At 68.8% G+C, this 12,313-nt stretch carries 9 protein-coding genes and 1 pseudogene; 3 read left to right on the top strand and 7 right to left on the bottom strand.

Translation table 11 applies throughout. The annotated features are described in order from the left end of the window. The 7 genes and pseudogenes from AC2VOR_RS15155 to AC2VOR_RS15125 all read right to left on the bottom strand — a co-directional run. On the bottom strand, window positions 1-726 hold a 726-nt coding region (locus AC2VOR_RS15155; protein ID WP_486964052.1), incomplete at its 3' end, for an oxidoreductase. Window positions 727-762: 36 nt separating this feature from the next. Beyond that, complete coding sequence (locus AC2VOR_RS15150; protein ID WP_369741779.1) at window positions 763-1,545, bottom strand: ABC transporter permease; 783 nt, start codon at window positions 1,543-1,545, stop codon at window positions 763-765. A gap of 74 nt (window positions 1,546-1,619) precedes the next feature. Beyond that, a complete protein-coding gene (locus AC2VOR_RS15145) occupies window positions 1,620-2,462 on the bottom strand; it encodes an ABC transporter ATP-binding protein (RefSeq protein WP_369740869.1) in 843 nt (280 codons plus the stop codon). After that, window positions 2,459-7,942: a type I polyketide synthase gene (locus AC2VOR_RS15140; RefSeq protein WP_486964051.1), complete on the bottom strand. Its 5,484-nt coding sequence runs from the start codon at window positions 7,940-7,942 to the stop codon at window positions 2,459-2,461. Before AC2VOR_RS15140 ends, AC2VOR_RS15145 begins: the two co-directional genes overlap by 4 nt. Before the next feature lie 8 nt (window positions 7,943-7,950). Then, on the bottom strand, window positions 7,951-9,714 hold the full coding sequence (locus AC2VOR_RS15135) for an NAD(P)/FAD-dependent oxidoreductase (protein ID WP_486964050.1): 1,764 nt from the start codon (window positions 9,712-9,714) through the stop codon (window positions 7,951-7,953). 259 nt (window positions 9,715-9,973) lie between these two features. Beyond that, on the bottom strand, window positions 9,974-10,465 hold the full coding sequence (locus AC2VOR_RS15130) for a cupin domain-containing protein (protein ID WP_369740866.1): 492 nt from the start codon (window positions 10,463-10,465) through the stop codon (window positions 9,974-9,976). A 27-nt stretch (window positions 10,466-10,492) separates the two neighbouring features. Further along, window positions 10,493-10,606: pseudogene (locus tag AC2VOR_RS15125) on the bottom strand (short-chain dehydrogenase); the annotation flags it as partial. 53 nt (window positions 10,607-10,659) lie between these two features. Between AC2VOR_RS15125 and AC2VOR_RS15120 the strand changes: the two are divergent. The 3 genes from AC2VOR_RS15120 to AC2VOR_RS15110 form a co-directional block, all read left to right on the top strand. Further along, a complete protein-coding gene (locus tag AC2VOR_RS15120; protein WP_486964049.1) occupies window positions 10,660-10,851 on the top strand; it encodes an SbtR family transcriptional regulator in 192 nt (63 codons plus the stop codon). After that, entirely contained in the window at window positions 10,848-11,546 is a 699-nt protein-coding gene (locus tag AC2VOR_RS15115; protein WP_486964048.1) for a M24 family metallopeptidase, read from the top strand. Before AC2VOR_RS15120 ends, AC2VOR_RS15115 begins: the two co-directional genes overlap by 4 nt. Window positions 11,547-11,767: 221 nt before the next feature. Next, on the top strand, window positions 11,768-12,313 hold a 546-nt coding region (locus AC2VOR_RS15110), incomplete at its 3' end, for a TCP-1/cpn60 chaperonin family protein (RefSeq protein ID WP_486964047.1).

Here is a 12,313-nt window from a genome sequence, read left to right as displayed (position 1 = left end):
CGCCGCGCTCTGGAACAGCACCGGCCCCAGCACCGCCTTCAGCGGCTGGAAGATCGCCGGCAGGTTGCGGGCCAGCTCGGTGTTGGAGCCGCCGGGGTGCGCAGCGACGGCGATGGTCTTCGCCTCGGGGTTGGCGGCCAGCCGGCGCTGCAGCTCGTAGGTGAACAGCAGGTTGGCCAGTTTGGACTGCCCGTAGGCGGCGATCCGGTCGTAGTTGCGCTCCCACTGCAGGTCGTCGAAGTGGATCGCGGCGCGCAGCCGGTGGCCGAGGCTGCTGACGGTCACCACCCGCGAGCCGCGCACGTCCAGCAGGTGGTCGAGCAGCAGGCCCGTCAGCGCGAAGTGGCCGAGATGGTTGGTGCCGAACTGCATCTCGAAGCCGTCGGCGGTGAGCTGTTTGGGGGTCCACATCACCCCGGCGTTGTTGATCAGCAGGTCGATGCGCGGGTAGGCCGCCCGCAGCGCGTCGGCCGCGGAACGCACCGAGTCCAGCGAGCTCAGGTCCAGGGCCTGCAGGGTGACGTCGGCGCCGGGATGTGCGGCGACGATGCGCGACAGGGCGGCGTTGCCCTTGGCGAGGTCGCGCACGGCCAGCACCACGTGGGCGCCGCGGTAGGCCAGCACGACGGCCGCCTGGTAGCCGATTCCGGTGTTGGAGCCGGTGACGACGGCAACGCGGCCGCTCTGGTCCGGGACGTCGGCTTCCGACCATTTGTTGGACGTCATGGCCAAAACATACTCACCCGGGCCCGGCGCCGCCGTTCAGCGCTGATCCGACCACCGGAAGACGCTGAGGCACGCGATCAGTCCGCCGGCACTCCACGCGAGGAGGACCAGCAGTATTCGCCCGTGCTCCCAGCTGCCGGCCGGTTCGAACGTGGCCATCCGGCTTGGCAACAGCACCGAGCGGAATCCCTGAGCCATCCACTTGACGGGAAACAGCGACCCGATGGACAGCATCCATTGCGGCAGGACCATGAGCGGCACGTAGGTTCCCGAGACGAATTGCAGACCCACCGCGGGCCCGTTGGTGATGACGGCGGCCGACACCGCGTTGCTTGCGACGTTGCTGATGAAGATGCCCGCGAGCGAGCAGCTGATCACACCCAGAAGGAAGACCCACGTCAGGGTGAACCATCCGGAAAGGCTCGTCGGCAGGTGCAGGTCGAAGGCCAGCACCCCGACCAGGAGCAGGATGACGGCCTCGGCGAGGCTGACGATGGCGACCAGGCAGACCTTGCCGACGAAGTATGACGCCGCGGTCGTCGGGGTGCCGCGAAGCCGCCGCAACGCCCCGGTGTCACGGTCGGCGGCGATGCTGATACCGAGGTTGATGAACGACGTCGACAGGATGCCGTAGGCGAGCATGCTCGCCGCGATCACGGCGCCGGTGCTGATGTCGCTGCCGGGCAGCTTCGCGGAGAAGATCGACCCCAGCAGAACGCAGATCACCGCCGGCATCGAGAACGTCAGGGCCAGCTGCTCGGGCCGACGGTAGAACATCTTCAATTCGGGGATCACGCGTGAGAATCCGATCCGCACCACCGACGGAAGCGATGACTTGGCCGGCGTGGCCCGATGGCGTCGTCGCGCGGGCGCGGCCGCGCGCTCGATGGTGTTCACGCCACCCCGATCAGACGCAGATAGGCGTCCTCGAGCGACGGCCGGGTGACCGTCAGCTCGGCCAGCTCCGCGCCGTCCTCGCTGAGCCGCCTGATCAGCTGCGTCGGGAAATCCGTTTTCTGCATCCGAATTTCGCCTCCCTGAAGCCATTGCACGGTCGCAGCCGAGTCGACGTGTGCGGTCAGCTTCGTCGGCGAGTCCACGGCGACCACCCGCCCGCCGGCGATGACCGCGACGCGGTCGGCGAGCGCTGCGGCCTCCTCCAGGTAGTGCGTGGTCAGCAGGATGGTCGTGCCGTCGGCCGCCAAGAGCCTGATCAAGTCCCAGAACTGCCGCCTGGCTTCGGGATCGAACCCGGTCGTCGGCTCGTCGAGGAACAGCAGTTCGGGCATGCCGATGATGCCGAGGGCGACGTCGAGGCGGCGGCGCTGTCCCCCGGACAGCTTCCTGACCCGCGCACCGGAAACCGAAGCGAGCCCGACCAGTTCGAGCGCCTCACCGGGCTCGCGCGCGGTGCCGTAGCACCTCGCGAACAGCGACGCGGTTTCCCCGACCGTGAGCATCCCGGCGTCGCTGACCTCTTGCAGAACTATGCCGATCCGGGCGCGCCAGTCCCTGCCCGCCATCCCCGGGTCCGCGCCGAGCACCCGCACGTCTCCGGCATCCCGCCGCCGGTTGCCCTCGAGGATCTCGATGGTCGTCGACTTGCCGGCCCCGTTGGGGCCGAGGATCGCGAAGATCTCGCCGTAGCCGACGTCGAGATCCAGATCCCGCACCGCTCGCACCCGCCCGTAGTCCTTCGACAACCCCCGAACGTGCACCGCGGATTTTTCAGTCACGGGTTCGCCCCTCCGGCCTCGGGCCGGGCGTCCTGCGCCCCGAGTTCGGCCAGCAGTTCGGCGAGCTCGTCGTCGGAAAGCTCGTCGATCAGCCGGTCGACGTCGCTGTCGGACGGTTGCGCGGCAACCGGTTCCGCGGAGCTCGCGGGCGTGTCACCGTGAATGCGGAGTAGTTCGGCGAGCACCCGATCCGACACGGAGTTCACGCTCACGCCGCTGAGTATCTCCAGCACCGGCAGGTCGATCGAGAACGCCGTGTTGATCCGCACCCGGAAGTCCATGGCCATCATGGAATCCAGCCCGATCTCATCGAGGATGGCATCGGGCTCGATGTCGGTGACGGCGCAGTCGAAGACCGTGGCGACGATGCGGCGAACGTGGTCCGCGACCAGCGCCGCCCTGTCGGCGGCCGCCGCACCGGCCAGGACCTCGAGGATCGAGGATTGCGGATCGCTTGAGTGCGAGGGTGTTTCGGTGGCCTCGAGTTCGGCGAACATCGGCACTACTCGCCCCCCGAACGCGGCGCGGCGGGCCCGGCCCCAGTCGGCGCCGATGGCGATGACGTTCGGCGCGCTCTGGTTGATCAGCCGATCCAGGATCCGCGCACCCATCGCGGGTGTGATCAGCTCGATGCCCCGCTGCGTGTAGACGTCCTCGAGCCCGAGCTCCTCGACCATGCCCACCGACCAGGGCCCCCACCCGATCGTGACGGCCGGCAGCCCCTGAGCCTGCCGGTAGTGGGCGAACGCGTCGAGATAGGCATTGGCCGCCGCGTAATTGCCCTGGCCCGGCGAGGCGATGGCCGACCCCGCGGACCCGAACATGACGAAGAACGCGAGGTCGTGCCCGTCGAAGGCGTCGTGCAGCACGCGGGCGCCGACAACCTTGGGCGCCAGCACTTTGGCGAAATCCGCGTCGCTCATGTTGAGCAGGAGTTGGTCGTCGACCAGCCCCGCGGCATGGATGATGCCGCGGACCGGCCGGCCGGCCTCGGCCATGTGATCGCTCAGCCACGCCCTCACCTGCGCGGCGTCGGTGACATCGACGGCGGCGGTCGCGACGTGGGCGCCGAGGCGCTCGATCGCCCGGATCGCGGTCACGGCCGCGAAGTGGGCGTCGCGGTCCGTCAGCGCCGCCCAGTCGCTTCGCGGGGGGATTGCGCTGCGGCCGAGCAACGTGATGTGGCGGGCGCCCCGCTCGGCCAGGTAGGTGGCGGCGACGCGGCCCAGCGCTCCCGCCCCGCCGGTGACGACGTACGTCGCGTCGGCGGCGAGCTTGGTGGGGAAGGGCTTCGTCAGGCCGGTGCACGGGCGCAGCCGCGGAACGAACGTCGTGCCGCCCCGGATCGCGATCTGGTCCTCGGCCGAGTCGCCGAGGATGTGGGCACAGATGCGCGCGGCGGTGGTGCCGCGATCGTCTGCCTCGTCGACATCGATGAGGCCGCCCCAGAATTCGGGGAACTCCTGGTGACCGATGACCCGGCCGAGTCCCCAGACGGCGGCCTGCGGGCTCGCGGTCAGCCGGGTTCCGGGTGCCGGTTGCGCGTTGGCCGTGACCAGGAAGAGGCGCGGCTTGCCGGCGGCGCCCGTGGCGAGGGTTCTCAGCAGATCCAGAACGGGACGCCATGTCCCGGTGTCGGTTTCAGAGCGGGCGTCGAGCGGCCAACAGTCGACGACGCCGGCGAGGCCGGTGTCACCGCCGAGGTGCGCGCCGAACAGGTCGTCCAGTCGATCGGCGGCCTCGGCGCGCTCGACCGTGTGCACCCGGTGGCCACGGCGGCGCAGCTCACCGGCGAGCAGCGAGCCGGTGCCCGACGTGTCGGCGAGGACCAGCCACGACGAATCTCCGGTGGGGTCGGCGAACCGGTCGCCGGCGTCGTCCATTGGGCGCCAGTGCAGTTCGTAGAGTCCCTTGTCGATGTGCTCGGGCGATACGCGGGACGAGGCGCTCAGCGACTGCACCGTGAAGCCGTCGAACACGGCGAGCGGGACCCCGCGCAGGTCGCTGACGGTGATGTCGCTCTCGATCGCCTCCCTGGTCGCGGACACTACGCGCACGCGCACCGTCATGTGCTCGTCGGGCGGGCCGTAGACGGCGCAATGGCGGATCCGGGTCGGCAGGTACGGCACCTCGTTTTCTTCCTTGCCGAGGAACGGTGCGCCGAAAAGCGTTTGGAAGGCGCCGTCGATGAGCGCCGGATGGAATCGGTACTCCGCCAGCTCGGCCGCGATCCGGGCCGGGACGGTGATCTCGGCGACCGCCCAGTCCTCTCCGGCGGTCACCCGCTGCACGCAGCGGAACGCCTCGCCGTAGTCGAATCCGACGGCGCCGGTGCGGGCATAGAACTGCGCACCGTCGATCGCGGCGAGGCCCATGTCGTCGGGCGGACCGCCGCGGGCCGGGGCAGCAGGTAGGGTGTTGAGTTCCGCGGTCGCCGTGAGCGCCCACTTGAGCTCCCCGTCGGCCGTTGCGCTGAACGCGGTGAACTCCAGCGTGCCGTCCCGTTCGTCGAGCGTGGTCCGCAGAATGGGGTCGCACGTCTCGTCGAGGATGACGGCGCGGTGCAACACGAGGTTGTCGACGCTGTGCTTCGAGCCGTAGGTGAGCTCGGCGGCCGCGAGGCCCATCTCGACGTACACCGACCCGGGCAACACCACGCTGCCCTGCACGCGGTGATCGGCGAGGAAAGTGTTGACGACGCCGGTGATTTCGGCTTCCCAGGTGGGGTGGACGGCGCCGACCGGCTGCCCCAGCAGCGGGTGGGCCGGGTTGTAGTACAGCGACTCCACCGCTTCCTGCGTTTCGGTCCAGAAGCGCTTCGTCTGCCATGGATAGGCGGGCAGCTTCAGAAGCCGCGCGCCGGCGCGCGGTTGCAGCGCCTCCCAGGCGATCTCATGGCCGTGGCAGTGCAGCGCGGCGAGGCAGTTCATGATCGTTCGGCCGTCGTCGTGGTCACGGCGCTGGGTCGCGTGCACCGTGACCCGTTGGCTCCCGGCGGTTTCCTGGATCGAGGCCGCCAGGACGGGATGCGGGCCCAGTTCGACGAAATGGGTGTAGCCGTCCTCGATCATGCGGCGGATCGCCGGTTCGAACAGGACTGTGGCGCGGGTGTTCTGCCACCAGTACGCGGCGCCGGCGTCGTATTTGTCCAACGTCTCGCCGGTCACCGTCGAGTACAGGGGCAGCGTGGCGGCCTTCGACGACATTCCCCGCAACGCACCGTGGAGGTCCTCCTTGAGCGGGTCCATGTGGTAGCTGTGGTAGGGCACCTTGACCGAGAGGCGACGGTAAAAGATCCGGGCCTCGTCCAACTGCCGGGCGACGTCGTTCAGGACGTCGTTGTCCCCGGCGATGGTCACCGTCGACGGGCCGTTGATCGCGGCCACCGACACCCGCCGTCCGAACTCGGCTCGGGTCGTGTCCGTTACGGTGCGCAGGAGCGTTTCGGCGTCCAGGCCGACGGCGAGCATGCCGCCCCGCCCGCTGGCGCGTTGCTGGAGCCGGCTTCGGTGGTAGATCACCTCGATCGCCTGCTCGAAGGTGAGCAGACCGGCCAGATGGTGAGCGGCGACCTCCCCGGCGCTGTGGCCGATCACCGCGTCGGGTCGGATCCCGAAACTCGCGAGCTGCTCGGCCAGGGCGATCTGGATGGCGAAGTTCGCCGGTTGCGCGATCTCGGTTTCCGCCATGCGAGAACGGGCTTCGTCGCGCCCCAGCTCTTCGATCAGCGACCAGGTGGTGTAGCGCGACAGCTCGCGATCGGTGCGCCGGATGCTGTCGGTGAACGCGGGGAAGACGTCGAGCAGGCCCCGGCACATCTTCCACCACTGGGGACCCATTCCGGTGCAGACGAACGCGAGCCTGGGTGCGGTCGGCAGGGCGCGCTCGGTGAGGAGCTGCCCCGCGTCGGCGACGGCTCGAAGTTGTTCTCGCGCTTCGGCGATCGACTCGGCGACCAGCGCGCGGCGGTGGCTCAGATGGGCGCGCCGCCGGCTGAGTGTGTACCCCAGGTCCGCCAGGGTCACGTCGGGGTGGGTCGCCAAGTGCTCGGCCAACCGGCCGGCCGCCGCGACCACCGCCTCCTCGCTGCGCGCCGAGATCGGCAGAACCGTCAGCGGCAGCGGACGCGATTGCTCCGGTTCGGGGGCGCACGGCGGGGCGGGCGGCTCGGCGAGCACCACGTGCGCGTTGGTGCCGCCGAAGCCGAACGAGTTGACGCCCACCACGCGTCGCCCACAATCGGGAAACGGCCGGCCCGCGGCGGGAACGTCGATCTTCAGGTCCTCCAGGCGGACGTGTCTGGTCGGGGTGCGCAGATGCAGGTTGGCCGGGATGTGGCCATGCTTGACCACCAGCGCCGCCTTGATCAGTCCGGCGACGCCCGCGGCGGCCTCGAGGTGGCCGATGTTGGTCTTGACCGATCCGATCAAAAGTGGCTTGGCCGCCGGCCGGTCCGCCGACAACGCCCCGGCCAGCGCCCGCATCTCGATGGGGTCCCCGACGGGTGTCCCGGTGCCGTGCGCCTCCACGTAACCGACCTGTGCGGGCCGGACACCGGCTTGCCGCAGCGCCCTGCGGATCGCGGCCTCCTGGGCCTTTTCGCTCGGCACGGTGATGCTGTCGGTGTGGCCGTCCTGCGATACCGCCGTGCCGAGGATCTGTGCGTAGATCTCGTCGCCGTCGCGCAGCGCCTGCCCGAGCGGTTTGATCACCACGATCGCGCCGCCCTCCCCCCGGGCGTAGCCGTCCGCGGAGTCGTCGAAGGCCTTGGAACGCCCGTCCGGGCTGAGAAACCCGCTCTTGGATTCGGCGATGGCGGTGTTGGGCCCGATCATGACGTTCACGCCGCCGGCCAGGGCGACCTGCGATTCGCCGTTCCAGATGCTTTGCGCCGCGAGGTGAACCGCGACGAGCGAACCCGAGCACGCCGTGTCGATCGTCATGCTGGGCCCGCGGAGGTCGAACGCGTACGAGATCCGGTTCGCCAGCATCGTCATCATCATCCCGGTGGCCGAGTGCGGCTTGAACCGGTAGCGACTGGTGCGGCCCTGGTTCTGCAGGAGCTGATAGTCGAGGGTGAAGCCGCCGACGAAGACCCCGACATCGGTGCCCGCCAGGGTGTCGGCGGGTATGCCCGCGTCTTCCAGCGCCTCCCACGTCGCCTGCAGGAGGAGACGTTGTTGCGGGTCGAGCGAGTGCGCCTCCCGGGGCGAGATGCCGAAGAACTGCGCATCGAATTGGTCGATGTGGCGCAGGAATCCGCCGCGGGACGTGACGATCTTGCCGACCTTTGCCGGGTTCGGGTCGTGATAGCGCGCGGCATTCCACCGCGTCTCGGGAACCACGCAGGTGGCGTCCGTTTCGCTGCACAGCAGGCGCCAATAGCTCTCCGCCGAGTCGGATCCGCCGGGGAAGCGGCACCCGATCCCGACGATCGCCAACGGCTCGTGGCCGCCGCGGTCATACGGTGAGCCGGTCATGCCCGACGTCAATTCGGTTGCAGCGCGGCCGAGGTGGTGACCACCCAGCCGCCGCTGATCGGGTGGGTCGCCTGCTCGCGCCGATAGGTCGCGCGGAGTTCCCGCAGGAGCGAGTCGACTTGCCACGATTGCACCTGCCGCATGACGGCGTCGTCGCCGAATAGCGGGGATTTGTCCGCCAGCACGGTGTCGACAAGCTGGCCCGCGAGTTGTCGCAGTAGGCGCGCGTTCGCGTCGAACTGCTCGGCGAAGTCCGCGCGGGGTCCCATCATCGCGGTGTGCAGGGCGACCATGAAGTTCAGTGGCGAGTACAGGTCGACGAACGGCACCGGCGAGAGGTCGCCCTCGATTGCGGCCCACTCCCGGAAGAAGCGCTGCACCCGATTGCTGAGCGCGATGAGCCCGTCGAGGTGCGGAACGAAGTCGGGTTCGTCGGCGACGCCGACGAACCGGCCGTTCGCGTAGAGCAGGCCGATGAATCCCCAGTAGAACGCGACGTCCCAGATGATTTTCGCCGACATCACGGTCGGCTTCCCCATCAATGCGTACTGATCCTGGTAGACGGCGAGCCACATGTCGGTGAGGGACCGGAACAGGGTGTCGCTGATCTGTGACCGCGCGACGACATCCTCCCCGTCCATGTCCCGGACGATCATGTCGGTGATCAGGCCGTTGCCGATTGCGACCAGATCCATCCCCGACGAATACAACGGATCGAGAAATATCCCGGAATCGCCGGTGATACACCAACGTTCGGAGCCGTCGAACACCTTCGCCGCGCCATGGCTGTATCTCTTCATGACGCGGAAGTCCATGATCAGGTGCTCGTGCGCCGCCAGGACCGCCGCGCACTGCGGCTCGTGCTCGCCGAGCCACGCCTTGGCCTTGGCGAGGGTGTTGAACTCGTCGAACGCGTGAAACGCGGGGTCGGCGACGATCCCGACGCTCGTGGCACCCGAGGCCAGGCGGATGAGCCACACCCAATATCCCTCGCCCATCAGATGATTGGTCGACATCGCCCGGTCGCCCTCGACCAGGCGGCCCCGCCATGCCGGGTCGTCGCTCCATCGACCGACGTCGATCTCGGCGGCCACGCGCAACCACGCGGAATTGCAGGCGTGGCCATTGCCCCGCCTGAGGCCGAGTTGCCGGGGCAGCATCCGGTTGCGGCCAGACGCGTCGACCAGCCATCGTCCGGTCGTGGCTGTTGTCGCGTGACCGTTTTGGATCGACACCACATGCGGACCGGTCCCCGAGCCGAACCGCACCGAGTGCGCCCGGCCGCGAGTGATTTCCACGCCGCCCGACAGGCAGCGGCGGGTGAGCTCGTTTTCCAGGCGTCCGCGATCGACCTGGTAGGTCACCTGCGGCACGAACGACGAGCTTCCCAGTTCCATTCTCTGGGCGATATCGGTGTTTGCTCCGTGGGAGAAAAACATCCTCAGACCCATCTTGCGGATGTGCGACGTGCTCAGGTGCTCGCCCAGACCGAGGCGATCGCGAAAGTAGTGCGCCGAGACCTCGACGGTCGATTCCCCGACGGTGTGGGTGATTTCGGGCAGCGGGTGGACTCTCGGATCGATGAGCAGAACCCGCGTTGCCGGGCGCTCGCGGCGAATCTCCAGCGCCAGGGTGAGTGCCGCAACGCCGCCCCCCAGAATGACCACGTCGTTGTCAGCGGCGGTTTCTCTTTTACGCTGGCTCTTGATCCTGCGCGCCAGCGCCTCCCGTGTTGCGGTATCCAGCTGCGAGAGCTGGGCTCGTACGTCCACGGGCTTTCCTTCTCAGTTCTCTTCTTCGGCCTGCGGGGCGACGGTTTCAAATCTGTTGGGGTGCAAGGATCAGACCGCCCATCCCGGCAAGAGTCGCGTTGTACGCGAGGGTGGTCGCACACCCGTGGCCGACCCCGCGAACCCGTGCGTCCCCTGGTCAAGCTTCATCAAGGGCCAGACTAGCGTGATCCCGCAACTGATTCAATTGGTTAATAGTTAAGTATCTGAATTTCAGGGCCGGCCGATGGCGGCCGAGCTCTCACACCCAGTGGTTGTCGTGGCGGACGAACCACTCCCTGCGTTCGTCGTCGGTCATGTCGGCCAGCGCGCCGAATCCCTCGAAGTAGGCCTCGCGCGGCGCGCCCGGGGCGAACAGCATCAGGATCGACGCCGGCGCGTCGGCCTCGTTGCGGAAGCCGTGGACGCCGCCGGGCGGGACGTAGAGGAAGTCGCCCGCCTGCCCGTCGGCCCAGCGGGCGCCGTCGTAGAGCTTCATCGTTCCGGACAGCACGAAGAACGCCTCGGACATGGCCCGGTGGAAATGCGGCCCAGGCCCGCCGCCGGCCGGCGGCAGGTCGACCCGGTACAGGCCGTAGTCGCCATCGGTGGCCCGGTGGTCGGCCAGGTAGTGGTATCTCACGCCGCCGGTTTCGCAGTCCGGGGGCGAGTCGGCCCGCTTGAGCCAGGCGCTGACCTCCGGCTCGTCGGCGGTGTAGCGGGGCGGCGGATACGACGGCACGACCAGGGACATGCCTCCAGTGTCGCCCCGCCCCGACGGTCAGTCGAAGGAATAGACGACGCCGGTCAGTTCCTCCGAGACCGCCCACAACCGGCGCTGCCGGTCGGGGTTGCGGGACTTCGTGCTGGACGGCACCAGCTTCGGGTGTCCGCGCCGCTATCGCCATCGCCTGCGCCGCGCCCGAGGCCGAAGACGCCTTCAAGGCCATGATCGGCGACCTGCTGCGCCCCGCGCAGGAGGCGGGCACGGCGCGGCGCGACATCGAGATGCGCGACCTCAAGGCGATTCTCGTCGGGTGCCAGGCGATGCAGGCCTACGACTCGACGCTGGCCGAGCGGGCGACCGACGCCGTCATCGACGGCCTGCGCGCCGTGGCGTCCGTAGCATCGGAACGATGAACCCCGTCGCCGACGAACGAGTCCGCGCGCGGCGGCTGCTCGACGCCCAGGGCAGGGCGGAGCAGCTGTTCGACGAGATCGAACGGCGCGCCATGATCCGGCCCGGCGTGGGGGAGCGGGAGCTGTCCGACGAGATTCAGGAGCTGGCCGCCGACATGCTCGGCGTGACGCAGCACTGGCACCGGCGGATCGTGCGCGCCGGCGCGAACACCCTGCAGCCGTTCTCGGAGCGCCCGCCGGACCGGGTGATCGCCGACGGCGACATCGTCTTCCTGGACCTGGGGCCGGTCTTCGCGGAGTGGGAGGCCGACTTCGGCCGCACCTTCGTGCTGAGCGACGACCCGCACAAGACGGCCCTGCGCGACGCGCTGCCCCGGGTGTGGGAGGCCGGCCGGGAGTATTTCGCTCACCGCCCCGACGTCACCGGGGCCGAGCTGTTCGACTTCGTCGTCGGGGTGACCCACGCCGAGGGCTTCCAGTTCGGCAGTTCGATCGCCGGGCACCTGGTCGGGGAGTTCCCGCACCGCAAGATCGCCGGGCCGGGCGTGCAGTGGTACATCATGCCCGGGTCGGACAAGCCGATGCGGCGCGCGGACCCGCGCGGTCGGCGCTGTCACTGGATTCTCGAGGTCCATCTGGTCGATCCCGCCCGCGGCTTCGGTGGTTTCCATGAGCAGCTGCTCGACCTGCCCTGAGCGGTTACGCGCAGCGCGATAACGGCGGAACTATTCTTGCACTCGGCATAGGCGAGTGCTAAGAATGACGTTGGCACTCGCGACCGCTGAGTGCTAGGTCGGGACGGTGAGGCCAGTCTGGTCGTCCGTCGCGGGCACTGCGCCCGGCCAGCGTAAGTAATGGGGTTGTCGTCACCACGGTGGCCCCAGTTTCATTCCCGACCCGGAGGAATCACTTCGCAATGGCCAAGACAATTGCGTACGACGAAGAGGCCCGTCGCGGCCTCGAGCGCGGGCTCAACGCCCTCGCCGACGCGGTAAAGGTGACGTTGGGTCCCAAGGGCCGCAACGTCGTCCTCGAGAAGAAGTGGGGTGCCCCCACGATCACCAACGACGGTGTGTCCATCGCCAAGGAGATCGAGCTGGAGGACCCGTACGAGAAGATCGGCGCCGAGCTGGTCAAGGAGGTCGCCAAGAAGACCGACGACGTCGCCGGTGACGGCACGACGACGGCGACCGTGCTGGCCCAGGCGCTGGTCAAGGAGGGCCTGCGCAACGTTGCGGCCGGCGCCAACCCGCTGAGCCTCAAGCGCGGCATCGAGAAGGCCGTCGAGAAGGTCACCGAGACCCTGCTCAAGCAGGCCAAGGAAGTCGAGACCAAGGAGCAGATCGCTGCCACCGCGGCCATCTCCGCCGGCGACCAGTCGATCGGCGACCTGATCGCCGAGGCGATGGACAAGGTCGGCAACGAGGGCGTCATCACCGTCGAGGAGTCCAACACCTTCGGC

The sequence above is a fragment of the Mycobacterium sp. TH-M103 genome (assembly GCF_057473785.1).
The sequence above is the reverse complement of the archived record's forward strand: the minus strand, read 5'-3'. Positions and strand labels throughout refer to the sequence as shown.